The sequence below is a fragment of the Actinomadura mexicana genome, assembly GCF_900188105.1.
In the GTDB taxonomy this organism is placed as follows: Bacteria; Actinomycetota; Actinomycetes; order Streptosporangiales; family Streptosporangiaceae; genus Spirillospora; species Spirillospora mexicana.
In genome coordinates this window covers 61533-81839 of the sequence record NZ_FZNP01000008.1, presented here as the reverse complement: position 1 = coordinate 81839, position 20307 = coordinate 61533, and the positions used below count along the sequence as shown (strand labels likewise).

Genomic DNA, 20307 nt, shown 5'->3' with positions numbered 1-20307 from the left:
GCTCTCAGCGGTCCATGCGCGGGCTCGTCGCGGGGCCGCCGAAGATGTCGTCGAGGTCGTAGGCCACCGGCACCTCCAGCTGGGCGTAGGTGCAGGAGTCGGGCGTCCGGTCGGGGCGCCAGTTCCGGAACCGGGCGGTGTGCCGGAACCGGTCTCCCTCCATCGCCTCGTACGCCACCTCGACCACCAGGTCGGGACGCAGCGGAACCCAGCTGAGGTCCTTCTTGCCGGTCCAGCGGGAGACCGCGCCGGGCATGCGGTCGACGGTCGCGTCCGTCTGGCTCGCCCACTCGGCCCACGGGTGCCGGGACAGATCCTCCAGCCGGTAGGGCTGCAGCTCCTCGACCAGTTCGGCGCGGCGCTTCATCGTGAACGAGGCCGCGACGCCGACGTGCTGGAGGTTGCCGTCGGCGTTGTAGAGCCCGAGCAGCAGCGACCCCACGATGGGCCCCGACTTGTGCCAGCGGAAGCCCGCCACCACGCAGTCGGCCGTCCGCTCGTGCTTGACCTTGAACAGGACGCGCTTGTCGGGCTGGTACGGGACGTCCCGCGGCTTGGCGATGACGCCGTCCAGCCCGGCGCCCTCGAACTCGTCGAACCAGCGCAGCGCCAGCTCGTAGGAGTCGGACGCGGGCGTGACGTGGATCGGCGCCTTCGCCCCGGCCAGGGTGTCGACGAGCCGCCGCCGCCGCTCGCCGAGCGGCACCTCCATCAGCGACTCGTCCCCGAGGGCGAGCAGGTCGAACGCCACGAACGACGCCGGAGTCTCCTCCGACAGCAGCTTGACCCGTGACGCGGCCGGGTGGATGCGCTGCTGGAGGCCGTCGAAGTCGAGGCGCGTCCCCTTGGGCAGCACGATCTCGCCGTCCACCACGCACCGCTCGGGCAGCTCGCGCCTCACGGCCTCGACCAGCTCGGGGAAGTAGCGGGTCAGCGGCTTCTCCCCGCGGCTGGACAGCTCCACCTCGTCACCGTCGCGGAAGACGATGCAGCGGAACCCGTCCCACTTCGGCTCGTACAGCAGGTCGCCCTTGGGCATGGTCTTGACCGCCTTGGCCAGCATCGGCGGCAGCGGCGGGCTGATCGGCAGGTCCATGCCCCCCATCTTGCGCCCCCGCACCGACAAAAGGGCATCCCGGGGGTCCGATAACGTGCAGGTCATGCGCCGTCTGCTGCCCGAGCCCGCCGCGATCGGCGTCGATCCCTACGAGGCCTACGGTGACCTGCCGCGCCTGCGGCTCGGCATGGTCATGAGCGCGGACGGGTCCGTCACCGACGCCGAGGGCTGGACCGACGGCCTCGGCGGCGCCGCCGACTTCCGCGTCTTCCGGACCCTGCGCGCCCTGGCCGACGGGATCGTCGTCGGCGCCGGGACCGTCCGCACGGGACGCCTCGGTCCGGCGCGCCTGCGGGATGACCTGCGCGCGCGACGCGGCGGGCCGCCCGCGCCCATCGTCGTCGTGAGCCGATCCCTCGACCTGGACTGGACACTCCCGCTGTTCACCGAGGCCGAGACGCCCACCATCGTCGTGACGACCCGGACCGCCGAATCCAGGGTTCCGGGCCGTCTCCGGGTGGTCGCGGCAGGCGAGGACGACGTCGACCTCCCCGCCGCCGTGAGAGCGCTGCGCGAGGACCTCGGCCACGAGCACCTCCTCTGCGAGGGCGGTCCGTCCCTGGCCGCCGCGCTCATCAGGGCGTCCCTCGTGGACGAGCTGTGCCTCAACATCGCGCCCACCCTCCTCGGAGGCGCGCGCCACACCCGCCTGCTGGAGGGCCTGGACGCCGAGGTGCCGCTCGACCCTGCCGCCCTCTACCTGGACGAGGGCGTGCTGTTCGTCCGCTACCGGTTGCGGGCGTAGCGCGGGAACGGTGCGCGGCGCCGCGGACACCCGACCTGACCGGTGTGGTGACGGCCTGTCTCCCAATCTGTACGAATCCGTCATGTTGGAAGCGTGGGGGAGCGACACTAGGCGGCAGGGGAACGGGTGAGAATCTCACGAAAGGAGCGGGGGTGGAGTACGTCGCATTGGGCGCGTGGATCATCGCCGCCGCCGTGGGCGGGTACCTGCTCGTCGTGTGGCTGGTCAACGGGGGGCGTTCGACGAAGGTGACGCGGTTCCCGCGTCTGGTCGTGGCGGGGCACCCGCTCTCGGCCGTCGCGGGCCTCGCCGTGTGGATCCTCTACGTCGTCACGGGGAACGCCGCCTACGCCTGGGTCGCCTTCGCGGCCCTGCTCGTCGTCATCTTCCAGGGGCTGCTGCTGTTCACCCGCTGGCTCGTCGGCCGCGGCGGCCGCCACGCCAGGGGCGCGGAGCAGGCGTTCCCGGCCGCGGCGGTCGCCGTCCACGGCGTCGTGGCGGTCGCGACGTTCGTCCTGGTCTTCCTGACCGCGATGGAGGTCGGCCGGGCGTGAGCCCCGCGGCTCACGCCCCGCGCCGCAGGACGAGCAGCGCGCGGTCCCCGACCGTCACGACGTCGCGGGCCTTGAGGCGGGGCCGATCGCCGAGGGTGCCGGGCTCGGCGGTGTCGAGGGCGAACTCCCAGCGCTCGCCGTACTCGGCGCCGGGCAGCGTGAACTCGACCGGCTCCGACCCGGCGTTGACCAGCAGCAGGAACGAGTCGTCCCGGACGCGCCGGCCGCGCGGGTCCGGCTCGGTGATGGCGTCGCCGTTGAGGAACACGCCGAGGGACTTGGCGAAGCCGACGTTCCAGTCCTGGTCGGTCATGCTCTCGCCGGCCGGGGTCAGCCAGGCGATGTCGGCGGCGGCGCCGCGGCCCGTCCCGGTGAAGAAGCGGCGGCGCCGGAACACCGGGTGGTCGTGCCGCAGCCGGGAAAGGAGCCGGACGAACTCCATGTCGCCCGAGCCCTCCCAGTGGACCCAGGCGATTTCGCCGTCCTGGCAGTAGGCGTTGTTGTTGCCCTCCTGCGTGCGGCCGAGCTCGTCCCCGTGGGAGAGCATCGGCACGCCCTGCGAGAGGAACAGCGTCGCGAGGAAGTTGCGGCGCTGCCGGGCCCGCAGTTCGAGGACCCCGGGGTCGCGGGAGGGGCCCTCGACGCCGCAGTTCCACGACCGGTTGTCGTCGGTGCCGTCCCGGTTGTCCTCGCCGTTGGCCTCGTTGTGCTTGTGGTCGTAGGACACGAGGTCGGTGAGCGTGAACCCGTCGTGGCAGGTCACGAAGTTGATGGACGCGAACGGGCGGCGGGCGCTGTGCTCGTACAGGTCGGAGGAGCCGGTCAGCCGCGACGCGAACTCCGGCATGGTCGCGTACGAGCCGCGCCAGAAGTCGCGGACGGTGTCGCGGTACTTGCCGTTCCACTCCGTCCACAGCGGCGGGAAGTTGCCGACCTGGTAGCCGCCCTCGCCCACGTCCCACGGCTCGGCGATGAGCTTCACCTGGGACACGACGGGGTCCTGCTGGACGAGGTCGAAGAACGCGGCCAGCCGGTCGACGTCGTGCAGCTCGCGGGCCAGCGCCGAGGCGAGGTCGAAGCGGAACCCGTCGACGTGCATGTCCAGGATCCAGTAGCGCAGCGAGTCCATGATGAGCTGCAGCGCGTGCGGGTTCCGGACGTTCAGTGAGTTGCCGCAGCCGGTGTAGTCGAGGTGGTAGCGCTTGTCGTCGTCGCGCAGCCGGTAGTAGGAGGCGTTGTCGATGCCCCGGAACGACAGCGTCGGGCCCAGGTGGTCGCCCTCCGCCGTGTGGTTGTAGACGACGTCCAGGATGACCTCGATGCCCGCCTCGTGCAGGGCGCGGACCATCGCCTTGAACTCCAGCACCTGCTCGCCGGACTGCCCGGAGGAGCTGTAGGAGTTGTGCGGCGCGAAGAACCCGATCGTGTTGTAGCCCCAGTAGTTGTCCAGGCCCCGCGCGACCAGGGCGTGCTCGGGGACCGCCTGGTGCACCGGCATCAGCTCGACCGCCGTCACCCCGAGGTCGAGGAGGTGGTCGATCATCACCGGGTGCGCGAGGCCCGCGTACGTTCCGCGCTGCTCCTCGGGGACGGCCGGGTGCAGCTTCGTCAGGCCCTTCACGTGCGCCTCGTAGATGACGCTCTCGTGGTAGGGGACGCGCGGCGACCGGTCGTCCCCCCAGTCGAAGAACGGGTTGACCACCACGTTCTTCGGCATGTACGGGGCGCTGTCGTCCTCGTTCAGCGCGTCGGGGTCGGCGAACCGGTAGGAGAACAGCGCCTCGTGCCAGCGGATCAGCTCGCTCGGCGTGGCGCCCGCGACGGCCTTGCCGTACGGGTCGAGCAGCAGCTTGGAGGGGTTGCAGCGGTGCCCCTCGCGGGGGTCGAACGGCCCGTGCACCCGGTACCCGTAGCGCTGGCCGGGCCCGATGCCGGGAAGGTAGCCGTGCCAGACGAACCCGTCCACCTCGGGCAGGTCCCGTCGCGTCTCGCGCCCCTCGGCGTCGAACAGGCACAACTCGACCCGCCGGGCCACCTCCGAGAACAGCGCGAAGTTCGTGCCCGTGCCGTCCCAGGTGGCGCCCAGCGGATAGGGGTCCCCGGGCCATACCTCCCGCAATGCTCCTCCACCCCTCGGCCGGTTCGTCCTGGCCCGTCGATTGTGGCCTACCCGCTCCCTTCCCCGCGCGCCGCGGCCCCTCACCGGGCGCGTGTCATCGCGGCGGGGCCCCGCGGGGGAGGCGCCAGACGACCTCCTCGTCGCGGGTCTCCCCGGTGCGGCTCAACCCGATCCTGGACGCGACGGCCGCGGACGCCCGGTTGTCCGGGTGGACGGTCGCGACGACGTCGCGCACGCCGTGCGCCGCGAGCCACTCCAGCAGCGCGCGGGCGGCCTCGGTGGCGAACCCGAACCCCTGGTACGGCATGCCGATCACCCAGGCGACCGACGCGACGGGCCGCGGCGGGCCCGGCGTGACCGTCGACCCGGCCGCGGCGGGCGTCACGGCGAACCCCGGCGGCGCCGGCGTGACCGTCGCCTGCACGTAGCCGACGGCCTGCCCGTCCCGGGCGCGGCGCACGATCCAGTTCAGCCAGCACTCCTGGTGGTAGGGCGCCGGGCCCGCGACCAGGTGCGCGTAGCGGGCGCGCAGCTCGTCGCGCGTGAGGGGCTCGCCGCCGATGTGGCGGTGCAGGCGCGGGTCGTCCAGGACGGGGGCCATCTCGTCCGCGTGGTGGACCGCCAGCGGCTCCAGGACGAGGCGCTGGGTGCGGATGGTGTCGGCGATCGGCCCGTACACCCGCCGATCGTATGCTCTCGCGGGCCGCAGGGCCCGGGGAGCGGCCGTCAGCGGCGCCACTCGGACCGCTTGTCGGACAGCCGCCGCGTCCAGGCGCCGGCCGGATGCTGCCGCGGATGGAGCCACAGCCACGGCTGGCCGTGCCGGAACGGCAGGTCGGTGCCGGGCTGCCACGGGAACAGGCCGTCCCCGTTGGGCCAGACGACCTGGAGGATCGGCAGCGGCGGACTCCGGTAGAACGCCACGGCGCCGCCGAACAGCCCGTCGAACCAGTGCGGGTCGACGTCCCGGAAGGCCGCCTGCCGCCCCCGGACGACGCCGTCGCGGCGCTCGCCGTCCGCGGGGGCGCGCCCCTCGGCGGTCTCGCGGCCGAGCATGTTGAGGATCTCTTCCGTCTCGTACACGTCGCCGCCGAACATCGAGAGCTCGGGGGCGCCGTGGCTGTGCCACAGCCCGACCGTGTACGCCCAGCCGGGTCCGTCCTCGTCCGGCTGGACGAGGACGACGCTCCACCCGTACTGGGTGACGTGCACGATCGTGCGGAGCTGGAAGTTGTCCAGACGGTCGCGGTCGCCGTAGTCACGGCACATCACGCAGGTGCATGAGGGGCGATCGCCGGACATGACCCTCAGTTTACGATCAACCGACCCTGGGCGAGCATGCCGTCGCGCGCAGGATCACCAGAACACGCCGGTGTCGCGCGGCGGCGCCTCGTGCCCGTGCCGGACGGCGGGGCCGCACAGGCTCCGGACGGCCATGGCGCCCAGCAGCATCGCGGCGGGCATGCCGAGGGGCAGGGCCGTGAGCGGCGCGACGGACGCCACGTCCAGGGCCGTCCCGCCGAGCCGGCCGGCGACGCCGAGGTCGGCGCCGCGGCGTCCCGCGCCCAGGGGCAGCGCCAGGAGGGCGGCGGCGACGGCGAGCCCGGCCGCGGGCGCCGCCAGCGCACGGCGCCGGACGAAGAAGGCCAGCGCCACGCCCAGCGCTCCCAGCACGGGCAGCGCCATCACGCCGTACCAGCGTTCCGGTTCCGGCCTCATGCCGATCCGGATGACGGGAGCCGGGACGCCCTTGCGCAGGTGCCAGCGGCGATTTCCGGATATGTCAGGACTCGTCGTTGCGGATACCGGCGGAAGCCGCAATTTCATGACCGTGTCGTCGAATCCCCGCGCGGCGAGTTCGCGCGCCGCGCCGGAAGTGTCGATTCGCAGGAACGGCCTGCGTCCCGTCCGGTAGGCGCGGTCGATCTCGGCGCGGGCGAAAGGTGCCCCGCGGCCTTCCCCCGTGCGGACGCGGACGCCCTCGGTGCCCGGGAACAACGCCCTGATGATCCGCCGCGCGAGCGCCCGGACCTCGGCGTCCGACCGGAGCCGTCCCGCCGCGTACAGGTCGAGGCGGGCGCCGCCGTCGGCCAGGAGGACGACCTCCATCCGCGACCGCTGCTCCCGGGGCGGCGCTCCGCCGCCGCATCCGGCGAGCACGGCGAGTCCTAGCAGGGTCGTCGCGACCGCGGCAAGCCACCGAAAACGCACCCAGGGCCTCGCTTCGTCGGTCGGTGTCGCGGCGCCGGAAGAATGATCTATTTTATGCGCGACCACCGGTGGAGCACAGTAGGGAGAAGACCATGGCCGACGATCCGGTCAACGCGATCGACACCTCCGTTCCGCACTCCGCGCGGATATGGAACTACTGGCTCGGCGGCAAGGACAACTACCCGGTCGACCGCGAGGCCGGTGACCAGTACGTCAGCATCTATCCGGGGATCGTGGACATCGCGCGGACCGGCCGGCACTTCCTGGCCCGCGCCGTCCGGTACCTGGCGGGGGAGGCGGGCGTCCGCCAGTTCCTGGACGTCGGCACCGGGCTGCCCACCGTCGACAACACCCACGAGGTGGCGCAGCGCGTCGCGCCCGAGGCGCGCATCGTGTACGTCGACAACGACCCTCTCGTGCTGTCCCACGCGCACGCCCTGCTGACGAGCCGTCCCGAGGGCGAGACCAGCTACATCGAGTCCGACATGCGGAACCCCGAGCAGATCCTCCGGATCGCCCGGGGCAAGCTCGACTTCGACCGCCCGATCGGTCTGATGCTGATGGGCGTCCTCGGGCACGTCGACTCCTACGACGAGATCCTGCACATCATCCGGACGCTGATGGGCGGCCTGCCCTCCGGCAGCCACCTCGCCCTCTACGACGACACCGACACCGACGAGGCCCACAACAAGGCGCAGCAGGAGTACGACGACACCGGCGCCGTCCCGTACCGGCTGCGCCGCCCCGAGCAGATCGCCGGGTACTTCGACGGCTTCGAGCTGGTCGAGCCCGGCGTGGTGGCGTGCGAGAAGTGGCGCCCCGAGCCGAGCCCGTTCGGCGAGACGCCGAGCACCTCGACCCTCTGCGGGGTCGCCCGCAAGGCCTGACCGGGCGGCCCGACCGGTCGCGGCCGACGGCCGGAACCGGCCGTCGGCCGCGACCCGGGCGACACGTCAGACGGTCGTCAGCTCCACCGGGATGTTGCCGCGGGTGGCGTTGGAGTAGGGGCACACCTGGTGGGTGGTCTCGACGAGCCGCTGCCTGGTCTCCGCGCTGAGGGCGTCGGGCAGCTTCGCCAGCAGCTTGACGTCGAGCTGGAAGCCGCCCGAGCCGTTCGGGCTGAGGCCGACCTCCGCGGTCACGGACATGCCGGAGACGTCGATCTTCTGCTTCCGCGCCACCAGCTGCATGGCGCTGGCGAAGCACGCGGCGTAGCCGGCCGCGAACAGCTGCTCGGGGTTGGTGCCGTCGCCGTCGCCCCCGAGCTCCTTCTGCAGGGCCATCTGGAGGTCCAGCCGGCCGTCGGAGGTGAACGCGCGCCCGTCGCGCCCGGTGGAGGTGGCGGTGGTCGTGTACTGCCGCATGAGCTGCCCCTTCGCGAGTAGACAGACAGATCTGTCTGCAATCGGAGACTAGACCGGTCTGTCTGGTAGCGTCAAGGTGTGACCACGAGATCCTCGGCGCCTCGCCGGAGCGCGGCCTGGTTCCGCGTCTTCGACACCGCGACGCGCCTGTTCTACGCCGAGGGCGTGCACGCCGTGGGCATCGACCGGATCATCGCCGAGGCCGGCGTGGCGAAGGCGACCTTCTACCACCACTTCCCGAGCAAGGACGACCTCGTCCGCGCCTACATCACCGAGCAGAGCCTGCTGCAGCGCGGCATCGCCGACATGCCCGCGTCCACGGCGCCCCGCGAGGCGATCCTCACGGCGTTCGAGCGGATGTGCACCTTCGGCTCCGCCCCCGCCTACCGCGGCTGCCCGTTCATCAACGCCGCCGCCGAGTACCCCGACCCCGCCCACCCGGTGCGCCGGGCGATCGACTCGCACCGGGAGTGGTGCCGGGGCCTGTTCCGCGACCTGCTGGTCGCCGCCGGCCACCCCGATCCCGACCGCACCGCCGACATCCTCATGCTGCTCAGGGACGGCCTCTCCGTCGGCTTCGACCTCGACGACCCCTCGAAGGTCCGCGCCGCAGTCGACGAGGCCGTCACCACGGCCCTGGACGCCCCCACCCGTCCCCCGGCCGCCCGCTGACCGCCGAATCCACGCGCGCCCTCGTCGCGTGGGCGGCGGGGCGACCCTTCGGCTGGGTCGACGACGAGATCACCGACAGGGACCGCGCCTGGGTGGCCGCGCGGCATCCGGGGGGCCTGCTCTTGCGCATCGGGTCGATCCGGGAAGGGGCATCACTGATGCCGGCTACCGGGTGCTGGGGGAGTGGCTGCTCGGTTGTCAGCGGTTGAGGGGGGTCTCCCGGGTCATGCGGGAGAGTTTCTCGGGGTTGCGGACGGCGTAGAGGCCGGTGACGCGGCCGTCGTCGATGCGGGTCGCGATGACGGTGTCGATCTCGCCGGCGCGGCTGAGGACCAGGGCGGGGTGGCCGTTGACGAGCGTCGGCCGTAGCGAGACCGCGCTGGAGATCTTCGCGAGAACGCCGGCCACCTTGTCGGCCCCCACGACCGGCGCGACCGCGGCCCGGACGACTCCGCCTCCGTCGGTCAGCAGGACGACGTCCGGCGCGAGGACGTCGAGCAGGTTCCGCAGGTCGCCGGTCTCGACCGCCTGCCGGAAGGCGTGGAGCGCGGCCCGGGTGTCGGACGGGGAGGCGGTGTCGCGGGGGCGGCGCGCGGCGACGTGCCCGCGGGCCCGGTGGGCGATCTGGCGGACCGCGTCGGGGTTCTTGCCGACGGCCTGGGCGATCTCTCCGTAGTCGAGGGCGAACACCTCGCGCAGCACGAACACCGCCCGTTCGGTCGGCGTGAGGGTCTCCAGCACCATCAGCATCGCCATCGAGAGGCTCTCGGCCAACTCGACGTCCTCGGCCACGTCGGGCGCGGTCAGCAGCGGCTCGGGCAGCCAGGGCCCGACATAGGACTCCTTGCGCCGGCGCAGCGTGCGCAGCCGGGTGAGCGCCTGCCGGGTGGTGGTCCGCACCAGGTATGCGCGGGGATCCCGCACCGTTTCGAGGTCGACGCCCGTCCACCGCAACCACGTCTCCTGCAGGGCGTCCTCGGCGTCGGCGGCAGAGCCGAGCATCTCGTAGGCGACGGTGAACAGCAGGTTGCGGTGGGCGACGAACGCCTCGGTCGCGGCGTCCATGCGGCCGGCGGCCGTGTCCTTCGATCGTCCGTCCATGGCCCTCTTCTTCCCGTTGCGCGTTCCGTGTGCCGTGCACAGGACGCCCGGCCCTGTCCATCTGTGACACCCGAGACCGGTGTCGCACGTCACATGCGGGGACTGTCACGGGCGAGGGAGCGGTGTCGTCTCGTGTCCAGAGCCGCGTGGTGAACCGCGCGGGCCACGAGACGGGAGTCGAGGATGAACGAGGACACCGGGCGCCGGACGGTGGCGATGGTCACCGGGGCGAACAAGGGGATCGGCCGGGCGGTCGCCGAGGCGCTCGCCGGCCTGGGCATGACGGTGCTGGTCGGTGCGCGGGACCAGCGGCGCGGGGAGGAGGCCGCCGCGGCGCTGCGCGCGGCGGGCGGCGACGTGCACGCGGTCCTCCTGGACGTCACCGACACGGCCACCGTCCAGGAGGCCGCGAAGCGGGTCGAGGAGCGTTACGGGCATCTCGACGTTCTGGTCAACAACGCCGGCATCACCGGCTCTGGACGGGTGGCGCCCCAGGACGCCGTCGACCAGATCCCCAGTTCCGTCGACCTGGAGACGGTCCGGGCGGTGTTCGCGACCAACGTCTTCGGCGTGATCGCGGTGACCAACGCCATGCTGCCGCTGCTGCGGCGGTCGCCGGCGGCGCGCGTCGTCAACGTCAGCAGCCACGCGGGGTCGCTGGCCCTCACCAGCGACCCGGACGGTCCCTTCGCGGCGCTGCTGCCGTCGGCCGCGTACACACCGTCCAAGGCCGCGCTGAACGCGCTGACCGTGCAGTACGCCAATGAGCTGCGGAAGGACGGGGTGCTCGTCAATGCCGCCGCCCCCGGCTTCGTCGACACCGACAGCAACGACCACACCGGGCATCTCACCCCCGCGCAGGGCGCCGCCGTCGTGGTGCGCCTGGCCACCCTCGGCGCGGACGGGCCGACCGCCGGCTTCTTCGGCGAAGACGGCCCGCTGCCCTGGTAGGGCCCTCAGTCGGGCAGCATGCCGTGGCGCAGGGGAAGGGGGTTCGTCCGCATAGCACCAAGAAGGATCAGGGCTTGCGGCCGACGCCGCCTGTCATGAAGCGGACGTCGATGGTGCTGGCGTCCAGGACGGGCTCGTCGGGGCGCCACAGCGGGAGCGGGACGAGGCCGGGCGGCAGGATCTCGAGGCCGTCGAAGAAGGCGGCCAGTTCGGCGGGGGTGCGGACGCGGCCGGTGCCGAGCTGCTCCAGGAGCTGCTCCTCCAGCGCGACGGATTCGGGGGCGTCGCCCAGGCGGGTGAAGTTGGTGATGAAGAAGAAGGAGCCGCTGGGCATCGCGTCCCGCAGCACCTGGACGATCTGGCCGGGCTTCTCGTCGTCGGCGAGGTGGTGCAGGATGCCGACGAGCATCACGCAGACGGGCTGGTCGAAGTCGATGAGCGCGCGGACCTCCGGACGTTCGAGGAGGTCGCCGGGCTGGCGGATGTCGGCGGTCACCACGGTGGTGTTGGCGTTGTCGGCCAGGATCGCGCGGCCGTGCGCCAGCACGATCGGATCGATGTCGACGTACACCACGTGAGCCCGCGGGTTGATCTCCTGGGCGACCTCGTGGGTGTTGCGCACGGTCGGCAGCCCCGAGCCCAGGTCGAGGAACTGGGTGATCCCCTCCTCCGCGGCGAGATGGCGGACGACGCGGTGCAGCATCGCGCGGTTGTGCAGGGCGATGTCCCGCAGCTCCGGCATGATCGTGAGGCTGCCCTCGGCCACGGCCCGGTCCACCGCGTAGTTGTCCTTGCCGCCGAGCATCACGTCATAGACGCGTGCCGCGGTCGGGACGCCGGTGGGAATCTGCGGGGACGACTCGGCCATGTGCACCTCAACGCTCAGGAGATCTTGCTCCGCATCGTAGCTTCGCCAAGCCGCGCAGATTGCGAAAACCCCTATGCCCAAGGGCTTTTCGCGAAATGTGGCCCCGTTGCCCCCCGCCGGGGGCGAACGGGGTGTGCCGCAGAGCCTTCCTTTGGGGCTCGACATCCGAAAGCGGACGATCCGGCAGGAGGCGCTCCCGTCACGCGTTGACCGTGTCCGCCTGCCGCCGCATACACCGGCCCGGGGAGTGCCGGCGCGGGGGCCTCTTGGCAGCCCACAGGGCGACCGTGATGAACAGGATCTGTTCCGGGACTCTGAACCACAGGGGCGTGGCCGGATCATCGTTGAGCGGGACGTCCTCGATCGCGGCGTAGACGTTCGCGGGGAACATGAGCACGAACAGCGCCGCGAGGCCGAACCCGGCGGTGGTCCTGGTGGTGGCCACGACCAGCCCCACGGCCCCCAGCAGTTCCAGTACCCCGGTCGCGTAGATCATCAGGTGCGGGAGCGGGACGAACGGCGGCACCATGGCGGCCAGGTCGCCATGGCTGGGCATCACCGTGACGCTGTCGGGGACGAAGTGCGCGGCGCCGGTGAACAGCAGCATGGTGGCCAGTGCGTGGGCCCCGCTCACCCGCCAGAGATGGCACGCGACCTCGCACGCCATATCGGCGCGGGCGACGTCGATTTCGCAAAGCTGCGCTGGCTGGTGCCCGCGGACCAGCTCAAGGCGCTCGAAAGGCCGCTCGGCGACGCGTTCCGCGCAGCGATCAACGATGACCGCGTCCAGGACGCCATCGCGGTGTCGCCACACGACATGATCGACGTGATGACCCGGCTCGACGCCGCGATCAGAGGCGGTCGCCTGATCGGCTTCTTCGACGCCAACGCACCGTGAACCCGCGAAGCCCTCCCCGGGTGACCGGGTTTCGAGTCGACCAACCCGGGTGGGGAACCATCCCCGCGTGGCGGGGCCGACCTTCGCCCCCTTCTGGACGATGTCCCAGAAGGTGAACCATCCTCGCGCGGGGATGGCTCGCGCGGTTCCCTGCACCAGTCCCGGTCTGTGCTCTCAGCCCCGCCCACGCGGGGATGGTTCGAGCACAACGGTGATGATGCTGGCGTTTGTCCACTCGGCCCCGCGCACGTGGAGATGGTTCCCACAAGCCGACGTTCAGGGGCCAGGATGACGGCTCGGGCCCGCGCACGCGGGACTCAGCGCTGGGGAGACCAGGGGAAGGTCGTGGGCGGGGTCAGCGGGGCGTGAGGGCGGAGTTCACGGCGGAGCGCAGGGCCGCGCGGGTCAGCAGGAGGACGGGACCGTCCGGGTCCTTGCTGTCCCGCACCGCCACCGCGTCGGCCGCGTCCGCCATCTCGACGCAGTTGCCGCCGTTGGAGCCGGTGTAGCTGCTCTTGCGCCACTTCAGGTTCGTCAGGTCCATCTCTCCTGAATGACCTTTCTGATCAAGTCGCGCGACATGTCTTCGGTGAGCGCCCGCGAGCGAAGCGCAATCAGAGTTCGCGTAAGCATGGACAGGTCGGTGGGATCGTCCGTCGTTATTGCGCGTATGGCGGTCTCGATGTAGGCGACCTCGCTGCGGTCGTCCATAGTTGCGACCACGAACGCGCCCATGTTGCCGTCATGCTCGCCACTTGCCAACACTAATTGAACTGTGACGTTGGGCAAGATGCTTATCTCGACAAGGTGTTCAAGCTGCTCCCTGGTCGTCTCGGACGTACCACGGGACGGTAGAGTGCCTGCTCGTCCACCAGCAGGACCAGGTTCGGAGGAACCCGTTCCTCGTTGCCGGTGATGACGTCCTGTCGGCTGAGGCCCGCCTCTACTGCCTCTTGGTTGCGATTCAAGAGAGCTGATGCGTACGCCGGAGTTTGGACGAGACCGGCGATCAGCATGGGCTCCCACGAGACCAGCGTGGCGGCGTCCGCCTCGACCCTGGGCCAGTCGAACCAGGCCGGGACCGGGTGGCCGTTCCTGTTCAGGTCCGCCCGTAACTTGATCAGTGCTCCGTCGGCTTCGAGAATCCGGTCGACCGCCTCGACGAAGGAGCGAGTGGCGCGCCTGGTGCCGTTCTCGATACGGCTCACCTGGCCCTTGCTGATGTTCGTGTGATCAGCGAGGGACTGTTGCGTGATCTTCTTCCCCTCGCGCATCCGGCGCATCTGGCCACCGAAGGCGATCAGGGCGGGGACTCCTTGGGGCGTTGGCGTCGTGGGGGCATGAGCGCAACGTTTCCTTTCCTCGGCACCTCGCCGGAAAGGCACGACTGTTGCCAGTCGTCGCCAACGCGACTTGGCAACATCACGATACTCCGCAACCTTGCTAATTGTGTGGTGTTCACCACACACAGTGAGGAGAAGGATCATGGGCGAGGCGGCGCGTCACGAGAACGAGATGGTGCTGAAGAACGACCTCGCGGCCGTCGCCGAGGTGCGGCGGTTCGTTCGGCTGGTCACGGGCCAGTGGGACATGGACGACTTCGTGCCGTGCCTGGTGGCAAGCGAACTGGTCACCAACGCTCTCCGCCACGCGTCCGCTTCCGGCGACGACGTGACGTTCCGCATCGGGCGCACCGACGACGGCGCGCTGTGGCTGGAGGTCCAGGACGCGACCTGCGACCTGCCCCGCATCCAGTGCGCGGACACCATCAGCGAAGTAGGCCGCGGCCTGTTCATCGTCGACCAATTCGCCCGCTGCTGGGGCATCCGCCCCCTGACCGGCAACGCCGGCAAGGTCGTCTTCGCAGTCCTCGACCCCACATGAAGACCAGTGGAGGGGCGGTCTCCCCGACCGCCGCTCCGCTACCTACCGGCTGTGTTCGCTCCCCGTGGCTAGCCCGTATCCCGGCAGCGGGCTGAGTGTCAACGTGTACTCCTCCCCGTCCTCCAGCGCATTGTCGAAGCAAATGCCAGCGGCAGCCATCCGGTCACGCGCTCAGCCCGGCGCCCGTCCACACTTCGCCGTCGCGGATGAAGACCGGGTCGGCGGCACCACGGTGTCGGGTACTCGGCGGCGAGTTGGTCGGCGGTGGACCAGTGCGTCGTAGCCGGCCCCCGAGGGGCCGGTTCGTGGCAGAGTGGCGGGATGCCTGGAGCGCGGTACGGGATGGATGCGCCCTACGGGTTCGGCTTCGTGGGGCTGGTCGTGCTGGGGTTCTGGGTGACCGGGCTGGTGATGGCGGTCACCGCCGATCCGGCCGCCGCGCTGCCCGCGCTGGTCTCCGGCACCCTGCTGGCGGGATGCCTGGCCCTGAGCCTGCACGCCACGCTGCGCGGCAAGTTCCTGGTCTGGCGGGACGTGCTGGACGAGCTGGACCTGAGTGGCGACGAACGGCTGCTCGACCTCGGCTGCGGACGCGGCGCCGTCCTGTTGGCCGCCGCCCGGCACCTCCCGCAGGGCCGGGCGGTCGGCGTGGACCTGTGGCGCGGACGGGACCAGTCCGGCAACACCCCGGCGGCGACCCTGCGCAACGCCCGCGCCGAAGGCGTCGCCGACCGCGTTCGCGTGCAAGGGGGTGACCTGCGCAGACTCCCCTACGCGGAGGCAAGCTTCGACCTGGTCGTGTCCAGCCTGACGGTGCACACCATCTTCGGCGCGGACGCCCGCGCCCAGGCGATCGCCGAGGCGTACCGGGTGCTGCGGCCCGGCGGCCGCCTGCTGATCGCCGATTTGGCGCGGACCCCCCGCGAGTACGCTGCCGTGCTGGCCCGGCTGAACGCCCAGGACATCCGCGTGCGCGGCCTCGGCTGGCGCGCGTGGTGGGGCAGTCCGTGGGTCCCGACCCGCCTGCTCACCGCCCGCAAACCAGCCACCCCCTGAACACACCTACCGGCACGATCCGGGCCCCATGATCACCTGGCGTCCGATGAGCACCGTCGATTCAGTAAGTAGTCGGACGGGTGGCTCACGGCTTCCGGGAGGTCATTTTCCGTCTCATCGGCAGGACCACCATCACCGTCATCGCGGTGTCGGCCGCGCTGGCGGCCACCGCCCCGTTGGTCGCCGACACCCATAGCGGATGATCTTGTTCGGATCGGTTGCGGGCAGGCGGATGCGGTGGCTCGGCAACGCCAGGAGCTGAGGACTCAGGCGACCTTCGGGGTGGCGCGGTCGATGATCGGGGCGACGTCCAGGCCCGGCGGGAGGGTGCCGAAGGCGCCGCCCCAGTCGCCGGCCAGGCGGGTCGCGCAGAATGCGTCGGCGACGGCCGGGTGGCCGTGTCTGACCAGCAGCGATGCCTGCAAGACGAGGGCCAGGTTCTCGGCTACTCGGCGGGCGCGGTACTCGATGGTGGACGTGTCGGCGAAGCTTTCCTTGGTCTCCTTGATGGCCGCGTCTAGGCGCTTGTCAGCGCCTTGGGAGAGGGCTACTTCTTCGAAGAACGCCTCTAGGGTTTGCGGTTCGCGTAGCGTTGCGCGGAGGAGATCGAGTGCCGCGACATTGCCGGAGCCCTCCCAAATGGAGTTCAGGGGCGACTCGCGGAAGAGGCGGGGCATGCCGGACTCCTCGACGTAGCCGTTGCCGCCCAGGCATTCGAGGGCCTCGGCGGCGTGCGCGGGCCAGCGCTTGCAGATCCAGTACTTGCTGACCGCGAGGCCGAGGCGCTTGAAGGCGGTCTCGGTCTCGCTGCCGCGCACCGAGCGGTCGGTGGCGCCCGCGAGGCGCAGCATCGTGGTCGTGGCGGCCTCGGACTCGATCGCGAGGTCGGCCAGGACGTTGCGCATCAGCGGCTGGTCGATCAACGGCCGGCCGAACGCCGAGCGGTGGGCCGCGTGGTGCGCGGCGGTGGTGACGCCGAGCCGCATCCCGGACGCGGCGCCGATCACGCAGTCCAGGCGGGTCATGTTGACCATCTCGATGATGGTGCGGACGCCGCGGCCCTCGTCCCCGACCCGCCACGCGACCGCCTCGTCGTACTCCACCTCGGAGGAGGCGTTGGAGCGGTTGCCGAGCTTGTCCTTCAGCCGCATCAGGCGCAGCGGGTTGAGGCCGCCGTCCGGCAGGACGCGGGGGACGAGGAAGCAGGTCAGCCCGCCGGGTGCCTGGGCGAGGGTGAGGAACACGTCGCACATCGGGGCGCTGGTGAACCACTTGTGGCCGACGAGCCGGTACGTCCCGTCCGGCTGGGGCGCGGCCGTGGTGGTGTTGGCGCGGACGTCCGAGCCGCCCTGCTTCTCGGTCATGGACATGCCGGCGAGGAGCGCGGTCTTGGTGAGCGGGGGCCGCAGCCCGAAGTCGTACTCCGGCCTGGCCAGGAGCGGCTCGTACCGCGCGGCCAGCTCCGGCGACTGCCGCAGGGCGGGGACGGCGGCGTAGGTCATCGAGACGGGGCAGCCGTGGCCCGCGTCGACGCGCCAGGTGTAGAACTTCGCCGCGCGGGCGACGTGGGCGCCCTCGCGGGGGTCGGTCCAGGCCGAGCCGTGCAGGCCGTGCGTGACCGCGACGGTCATCAGCTCGTGCCACGCCGGGTGGAACTCGACCTCGTCGATCCGGTGCCCGCAGCGGTCGTGGGTGCGCAGGACGGGCGGGTGCTCGTTGGCGAGGCGCCCCCACTCCTGGGCCCGCCCGGTGCCGGCCAGGCGGCCGAGCTCGCGCACCTCGCCCTCGGCCCACCCGGCGCCCTCGCGGTGCAGCCCGTCCAGCAGGGCCGCCTCGTCGGACACGTCGTGCCCGGCGAGCGGGGGAACCTGGTTGAACACCTCGTGCGTCACGCGCCCTCCCAACGTTCGTGCCGTCCACCCGCAGAATACAGAACGCGGTTCGGGTGCCGATTCGATCATGCCTGTGGGGTGGAAGGACGTCCATCCTCCTCAAGTGGTGGGGCGATCTCGTCCGCGCGGCGGATTGTCCCGCGCCGCCGGGGGCATACCGTCGAAATCATGAGTCAGTCCGGTCCGCAGCCCGAGTGGCCCACCGCGAGCCGGCCGCCGCAGCCGCGGCGGGACGGCGGCCCCGTCCCCGAGCCGGTCGACGTGGCGACCGGCCCCGGCACCGGGCGGGCGTCCGGCACCGGGCGGGCCTCGGATGCCGGGCGGCCCTCCGACAGCGGACGGACGAACGACACCGGGCGGGCGAACGACACGGTGCGGGCGTCCGACGCCGAGCGCGAGGCCGTCGTCGAGCGGCTGCGGATCGCCTCGGTGGAGGGGCGGCTCACCTTCGAGGAGCTGACCGAGCGCACCGAGGCCGCCTACGCGGCCGTCAGCCGCGGCGACCTCGAACGCATCACCGCCGACCTGCCCGGCATGGGCGCGCCCGGCGCCAACCCCGCGCCCGCGCAGGTCAAGCGCAGGTTCAGCGCGGTCATGGGGGACTGCAAGGAGCGCATCGTCGGCCGCATCGACGGGCCGCTGGAGGCCGTGTCGGTGATGGGCGACGTCGAGCTCGACCTGCGCGGCGCCCAGGTCCCCACCGGCGAGGTGCACATCTGCGTGACCGCCGTGATGGGCGACGTCAAGATCATTGTCCCGGACGGCGTCAGCGTCGTGCTGACCGGGCACAACTTCCTCGGCGACCGGCGGGTCGCGGTCCGCGACCCGCACCCCGGCGCCCGCGTCCCCGTCGTGCGCGTCACCGCGACCGCCGTGATGGGCGACATCAAGATCGTCGACGAGGAGCACCACGCCCCGCTCCGGAGCGCCCTCACCACCTGGTGGAAGGACCACCGGTAACGGGAGGCCGGCGGGGTCCCGGGGTCAGCGGCTGTCGTCGTGCGCCTCGGCGTCCTCGACGCCCGCCTCGTCCGGCGGCAGCGTGTCGGGATGCTCGTACTTCACCCCGGGGACCCCGGTGCCGCTCGTCTCCTCCCCGCCCGGGACGGTGCGGCCGCGGGCGTCGGACCGCTCGTTCACCGGGGCGAAGCGGCGGTCGTCGGTCTCTTCGGGCTCATGGCCGGGTTCATCGCGCGTCATGGCTGCCCGCATACCCGGCGGCCGGCGCTTCGAACGCCCGATCAGACCGCGGCCGCGGTGCGGAAGGCCTCCAGCGCCGCGGCGTAGCGGTGCACGATCAGGTCGGCGACCTCCGGAGCCGCGCCGAGGGCGGGGGACACCGCGGCCGCGCCGGCGGCCAGGGACTCCCGGCGGACCTTGTCGGCGAAGTGGCCCGGCGCGAGGATGTAGGACGCCACCGCCACGCGCGGCGCGCCCGCGTCGAGCAGGGCCCGCACCGCCTCGGCCGGCGCGGGGCGGGCCGCCGTCGCGTACGCCGGCACCACGTCCCGCCAGCCGCGCGCACGCCACCGCCGCGCCAGCCGCGCGATCACGGCGTTGGCGGACGGGTCGCTGGAGCCCGCCGAAGCGAGGACGACCGCCGTGTCCGGGTCGCCGGGCGCCACGCCCGCGTCGGACAGGCGCCGCTCCAGGGCGTCCAGCAGCAGCGGGTGCGGGCCCAGCGTGTCCGCCGTGCGCAGGACGAGCCGCGGATACCGGCCGCGCACCCGGTTCAGCACGCCCGGGATGTCGGTCTTGCTGTGGTAGGCCGCGGTGAGGAGCAGGGGCAGGACGACCGCCTCGTCCGCGCCGTCCCCGGCCAGGCCGTCCAGCACCCGGTCGGGGGCGGGCGGCGCGTGGTCCAGGAACGAGGCGTGCACGGGCACGTCCGGGCGGCGCGCCCGGACGGCGTCGAGCAGCGCGGAGACGGTCGCGGCGGCGCGGGGGTCCCGGCTGCCGTGCGCCACCGCGACCATGGGGACGCTCACAGGTGGATGCCGCACTCGGTCTTGCCCATCCCGGACCACCGGCCGCTGCGCGGGTCCTCGCCGGGCGCGACCGGGCGGGTGCACGGCGCGCAGCCGATCGAGGGGTAGCCGTCGTAGTGCAGCGGGTTGACGAGCACCCCGTTGTCCTCGATGTAGTTGTCCATGTCCTCCTGGGACCAGCCCAGGATCGGGTTCACCTTGACCATGCCGCGCTTGCGGTCCCACTCGACGACGCGGCGGTCGCGGCGGCTCGCGGTCTCGTCCCGGCGGATGCCGCTGAACCAGGCCATGTAGCCCTCCAGCGCGCGGCCGAGCGGCTCCACCTTCCGCAGGTGGCAGCACAGGTCGGGGTTGCGGCCGTGCAGGCGCGGGCCGAGCGCGGCCTCCTGCTCCTCGACCGTGCGGGACGGGGTGACGTCGATGACGTTCAGCGGGTAGACGGCCTCGACGGCGTCGCGCGTCCCGATCGTCTCGGCGAAGTGGTAGCCGGTGTCGACGAACAGCACGTCGATGCCGGGCTTCACCTTCGACACGAGGTGGATGAGGGCCGCGTCCGACATGGAGGAGGTGAGGCAGATGCGGTCGCCGAACGTGGCGACCGCCCACCGGATGACCTCCAGCGTGGGGGCGCCCTCCAGTGCGGCGGCGGCCGATTCGACGATGTCCTGGAGGTCCAGGGTGGGTCTGTCGGTCTCCAGCAGGGTCACCGGGGGACCTCCTTGCTCGCGGCGCGGGGAGTGCCGACACCGAGGAATTTCAAGCTGAAGGAACGCAGGCAGTCGGGGCAGAACCAGGCCCCGGGGTTCTCGTCCCGGGGTTCGAGGTTCTCTTCGCCGCAGTAGGGGCAGTGGAACGGTGCCATTCGCTCGCTCATGCCAGCTCAGCCC

The 20307-nt window shown here is 71.8% G+C and carries 24 protein-coding genes and 1 pseudogene; 9 read left to right on the top strand and 16 right to left on the bottom strand.

What is annotated here, in order from left to right:
- Nucleotides 1-4 precede the first annotated feature (4 nt).
- Nucleotides 5-1096 (bottom strand): ATP-dependent DNA ligase, encoded by a 1092-nt coding sequence (locus CHC11_RS21340; RefSeq protein ID WP_089313819.1) that lies wholly within the window; start codon nucleotides 1094-1096, stop codon nucleotides 5-7.
- A 64-nt stretch (nucleotides 1097-1160) separates the two neighbouring features.
- Between CHC11_RS21340 and CHC11_RS21335 the strand changes: the two genes are divergently transcribed.
- Both CHC11_RS21335 and CHC11_RS21330 read left to right on the top strand, forming a co-directional pair.
- Entirely contained in the window at nucleotides 1161-1862 is a 702-nt protein-coding gene (locus CHC11_RS21335; protein WP_089313818.1) for a dihydrofolate reductase family protein, read from the top strand.
- Nucleotides 1863-2014: 152 nt separating this feature from the next.
- Nucleotides 2015-2416 (top strand): hypothetical protein, encoded by a 402-nt coding sequence (locus CHC11_RS21330; RefSeq protein ID WP_089313546.1) that lies wholly within the window; start codon nucleotides 2015-2017, stop codon nucleotides 2414-2416.
- A 10-nt stretch (nucleotides 2417-2426) separates the two neighbouring features.
- Here the strand turns inward: CHC11_RS21330 and glgX are convergent, their stop codons facing one another.
- The 4 genes from glgX to CHC11_RS21310 form a co-directional block, all read right to left on the bottom strand.
- On the bottom strand, nucleotides 2427-4535 hold the full coding sequence (glgX, locus tag CHC11_RS21325) for a glycogen debranching protein GlgX (RefSeq protein ID WP_089313545.1): 2109 nt from the start codon (nucleotides 4533-4535) through the stop codon (nucleotides 2427-2429).
- Nucleotides 4536-4629: 94 nt separating this feature from the next.
- Nucleotides 4630-5214 (bottom strand): GNAT family N-acetyltransferase, encoded by a 585-nt coding sequence (locus CHC11_RS21320; RefSeq protein WP_089313544.1) that lies wholly within the window; start codon nucleotides 5212-5214, stop codon nucleotides 4630-4632.
- Between the two features lie 47 nt (nucleotides 5215-5261).
- Nucleotides 5262-5837, bottom strand: coding sequence for a DUF4262 domain-containing protein (locus tag CHC11_RS21315; protein ID WP_089313543.1), 576 nt, complete (start codon nucleotides 5835-5837; stop codon nucleotides 5262-5264).
- Between the two features lie 54 nt (nucleotides 5838-5891).
- On the bottom strand, nucleotides 5892-6746 hold the full coding sequence (locus CHC11_RS21310; protein WP_143227183.1) for a hypothetical protein: 855 nt from the start codon (nucleotides 6744-6746) through the stop codon (nucleotides 5892-5894).
- A gap of 92 nt (nucleotides 6747-6838) precedes the next feature.
- Between CHC11_RS21310 and CHC11_RS21305 the strand changes: the two genes are divergently transcribed.
- The gene (locus CHC11_RS21305; protein ID WP_089313541.1) at nucleotides 6839-7633 is read left to right on the top strand and encodes an SAM-dependent methyltransferase; all 795 of its coding nucleotides are present in this window, start codon (nucleotides 6839-6841) and stop codon (nucleotides 7631-7633) included.
- A 66-nt stretch (nucleotides 7634-7699) separates the two neighbouring features.
- Here CHC11_RS21305 and CHC11_RS21300 read toward each other — a convergent pair whose 3' ends face one another.
- Nucleotides 7700-8110, bottom strand: coding sequence for an organic hydroperoxide resistance protein (locus CHC11_RS21300; RefSeq protein ID WP_089313540.1), 411 nt, complete (start codon nucleotides 8108-8110; stop codon nucleotides 7700-7702).
- A 78-nt stretch (nucleotides 8111-8188) separates the two neighbouring features.
- On the opposite strand from CHC11_RS21300, the gene CHC11_RS21295 reads away from it, so the two are divergent.
- Nucleotides 8189-8782, top strand: coding sequence for a TetR/AcrR family transcriptional regulator (locus tag CHC11_RS21295; protein ID WP_089313539.1), 594 nt, complete (start codon nucleotides 8189-8191; stop codon nucleotides 8780-8782).
- Nucleotides 8783-8980: 198 nt separating this feature from the next.
- Here the strand turns inward: CHC11_RS21295 and CHC11_RS21285 are convergent, their stop codons facing one another.
- On the bottom strand, nucleotides 8981-9883 hold the full coding sequence (locus tag CHC11_RS21285; protein WP_218826186.1) for an RNA polymerase sigma-70 factor: 903 nt from the start codon (nucleotides 9881-9883) through the stop codon (nucleotides 8981-8983).
- Nucleotides 9884-10066: 183 nt separating this feature from the next.
- Between CHC11_RS21285 and CHC11_RS21280 the strand changes: the two genes are divergently transcribed.
- Nucleotides 10067-10834, top strand: a complete 768-nt coding sequence (locus tag CHC11_RS21280) for an SDR family NAD(P)-dependent oxidoreductase (RefSeq protein WP_089313538.1) — start codon at nucleotides 10067-10069, stop codon at nucleotides 10832-10834.
- 67 nt (nucleotides 10835-10901) lie between these two features.
- On the opposite strand, the gene CHC11_RS21275 is transcribed toward CHC11_RS21280, so the two are convergent.
- Nucleotides 10902-11702, bottom strand: a complete 801-nt coding sequence (locus CHC11_RS21275; RefSeq protein WP_089313537.1) for an SAM-dependent methyltransferase — start codon at nucleotides 11700-11702, stop codon at nucleotides 10902-10904.
- A 199-nt stretch (nucleotides 11703-11901) separates the two neighbouring features.
- Nucleotides 11902-12336: a DoxX family protein gene (locus CHC11_RS21270; protein WP_218826185.1), complete on the bottom strand. Its 435-nt coding sequence runs from the start codon at nucleotides 12334-12336 to the stop codon at nucleotides 11902-11904.
- Nucleotides 12337-12345: 9 nt separating this feature from the next.
- Here CHC11_RS21270 and CHC11_RS21265 point away from each other — a divergent pair, with 9 nt between their 5' ends.
- The gene (locus tag CHC11_RS21265; RefSeq protein ID WP_143227182.1) at nucleotides 12346-12600 is read left to right on the top strand and encodes a hypothetical protein; all 255 of its coding nucleotides are present in this window, start codon (nucleotides 12346-12348) and stop codon (nucleotides 12598-12600) included.
- A 355-nt stretch (nucleotides 12601-12955) separates the two neighbouring features.
- Here CHC11_RS21265 and CHC11_RS21260 read toward each other — a convergent pair whose 3' ends face one another.
- Nucleotides 12956-13144: a DUF397 domain-containing protein gene (locus CHC11_RS21260; protein WP_089313535.1), complete on the bottom strand. Its 189-nt coding sequence runs from the start codon at nucleotides 13142-13144 to the stop codon at nucleotides 12956-12958.
- Nucleotides 13135-14087: pseudogene (locus CHC11_RS42815) on the bottom strand (helix-turn-helix domain-containing protein). Before CHC11_RS42815 ends, CHC11_RS21260 begins: the two are co-directional and overlap by 10 nt.
- Here CHC11_RS42815 and CHC11_RS21245 point away from each other — a divergent pair.
- Together CHC11_RS21245 and CHC11_RS21240 are read left to right on the top strand one after the other, a co-directional pair.
- Nucleotides 14086-14484: an ATP-binding protein gene (locus tag CHC11_RS21245; RefSeq protein ID WP_218826184.1), complete on the top strand. Its 399-nt coding sequence runs from the start codon at nucleotides 14086-14088 to the stop codon at nucleotides 14482-14484. The pseudogene CHC11_RS42815 and the gene CHC11_RS21245 overlap by 2 nt on opposite strands.
- Before the next feature lie 321 nt (nucleotides 14485-14805).
- Nucleotides 14806-15540: a class I SAM-dependent methyltransferase gene (locus tag CHC11_RS21240; protein ID WP_089313532.1), complete on the top strand. Its 735-nt coding sequence runs from the start codon at nucleotides 14806-14808 to the stop codon at nucleotides 15538-15540.
- A gap of 266 nt (nucleotides 15541-15806) precedes the next feature.
- Here CHC11_RS21240 and CHC11_RS21235 read toward each other — a convergent pair whose 3' ends face one another.
- A complete protein-coding gene (locus CHC11_RS21235; protein WP_245919534.1) occupies nucleotides 15807-17432 on the bottom strand; it encodes an acyl-CoA dehydrogenase family protein in 1626 nt (541 codons plus the stop codon).
- Between the two features lie 168 nt (nucleotides 17433-17600).
- Between CHC11_RS21235 and CHC11_RS21230 the strand changes: the two genes are divergently transcribed.
- Nucleotides 17601-18392: a DUF1707 SHOCT-like domain-containing protein gene (locus CHC11_RS21230; RefSeq protein WP_245919532.1), complete on the top strand. Its 792-nt coding sequence runs from the start codon at nucleotides 17601-17603 to the stop codon at nucleotides 18390-18392.
- A gap of 24 nt (nucleotides 18393-18416) precedes the next feature.
- Here CHC11_RS21230 and CHC11_RS21225 read toward each other — a convergent pair whose 3' ends face one another.
- From CHC11_RS21225 to CHC11_RS21210, 4 genes are read right to left on the bottom strand one after another with little or no spacing between them, the layout of a single operon-like run.
- Nucleotides 18417-18632: a hypothetical protein gene (locus tag CHC11_RS21225; protein WP_089313530.1), complete on the bottom strand. Its 216-nt coding sequence runs from the start codon at nucleotides 18630-18632 to the stop codon at nucleotides 18417-18419.
- A 41-nt stretch (nucleotides 18633-18673) separates the two neighbouring features.
- Nucleotides 18674-19408 carry a sirohydrochlorin chelatase gene (locus CHC11_RS21220; protein ID WP_089313529.1) on the bottom strand — a complete coding sequence of 245 codons (735 nt, stop codon included), beginning with the start codon at nucleotides 19406-19408 and terminating at the stop codon, nucleotides 18674-18676.
- Between the two features lie 8 nt (nucleotides 19409-19416).
- Nucleotides 19417-20127 (bottom strand): phosphoadenylyl-sulfate reductase, encoded by a 711-nt coding sequence (locus CHC11_RS21215; protein WP_089313528.1) that lies wholly within the window; start codon nucleotides 20125-20127, stop codon nucleotides 19417-19419.
- Nucleotides 20124-20294 carry an Insertion element protein gene (locus CHC11_RS21210; RefSeq protein WP_089313527.1) on the bottom strand — a complete coding sequence of 57 codons (171 nt, stop codon included), beginning with the start codon at nucleotides 20292-20294 and terminating at the stop codon, nucleotides 20124-20126. The genes CHC11_RS21215 and CHC11_RS21210 overlap by 4 nt, the downstream gene beginning before the upstream one ends.
- Nucleotides 20295-20307 lie beyond the last annotated feature (13 nt).

What these genes read in the sequence shown, in the direction of transcription:
- CHC11_RS21300 (WP_089313540.1), bottom strand. Translation starts at nt 8,110, where the DNA reads ATGCGGCAGTACACGACCACCGCCACCTCCACCGGGCGCGACGGGCGC.
- CHC11_RS21220 (WP_089313529.1), bottom strand. Translation starts at nt 19,408, where the DNA reads ATGGTCGCGGTGGCGCACGGCAGCCGGGACCCCCGCGCCGCCGCGACC.
- CHC11_RS21210 (WP_089313527.1), bottom strand. Translation starts at nt 20,294, where the DNA reads ATGAGCGAGCGAATGGCACCGTTCCACTGCCCCTACTGCGGCGAAGAG.
- CHC11_RS21280 (WP_089313538.1), top strand. Translation starts at nt 10,067, where the DNA reads ATGAACGAGGACACCGGGCGCCGGACGGTGGCGATGGTCACCGGGGCG.
- CHC11_RS21305 (WP_089313541.1), top strand. Translation starts at nt 6,839, where the DNA reads ATGGCCGACGATCCGGTCAACGCGATCGACACCTCCGTTCCGCACTCC.
- CHC11_RS21240 (WP_089313532.1), top strand. Translation starts at nt 14,806, where the DNA reads ATGCCTGGAGCGCGGTACGGGATGGATGCGCCCTACGGGTTCGGCTTC.
- CHC11_RS21340 (WP_089313819.1), bottom strand. Translation starts at nt 1,096, where the DNA reads ATGGACCTGCCGATCAGCCCGCCGCTGCCGCCGATGCTGGCCAAGGCG.
- CHC11_RS21315 (WP_089313543.1), bottom strand. Translation starts at nt 5,837, where the DNA reads ATGTCCGGCGATCGCCCCTCATGCACCTGCGTGATGTGCCGTGACTAC.
- CHC11_RS21265 (WP_143227182.1), top strand. Translation starts at nt 12,346, where the DNA reads ATGGCACGCGACCTCGCACGCCATATCGGCGCGGGCGACGTCGATTTC.
- CHC11_RS21245 (WP_218826184.1), top strand. Translation starts at nt 14,086, where the DNA reads ATGGGCGAGGCGGCGCGTCACGAGAACGAGATGGTGCTGAAGAACGAC.
- CHC11_RS21230 (WP_245919532.1), top strand. Translation starts at nt 17,601, where the DNA reads ATGAGTCAGTCCGGTCCGCAGCCCGAGTGGCCCACCGCGAGCCGGCCG.
- CHC11_RS21275 (WP_089313537.1), bottom strand. Translation starts at nt 11,702, where the DNA reads ATGGCCGAGTCGTCCCCGCAGATTCCCACCGGCGTCCCGACCGCGGCA.
- CHC11_RS21285 (WP_218826186.1), bottom strand. Translation starts at nt 9,883, where the DNA reads ATGGACGGACGATCGAAGGACACGGCCGCCGGCCGCATGGACGCCGCG.
- CHC11_RS21335 (WP_089313818.1), top strand. Translation starts at nt 1,161, where the DNA reads ATGCGCCGTCTGCTGCCCGAGCCCGCCGCGATCGGCGTCGATCCCTAC.
- CHC11_RS21260 (WP_089313535.1), bottom strand. Translation starts at nt 13,144, where the DNA reads ATGGACCTGACGAACCTGAAGTGGCGCAAGAGCAGCTACACCGGCTCC.
- CHC11_RS21225 (WP_089313530.1), bottom strand. Translation starts at nt 18,632, where the DNA reads ATGACGCGCGATGAACCCGGCCATGAGCCCGAAGAGACCGACGACCGC.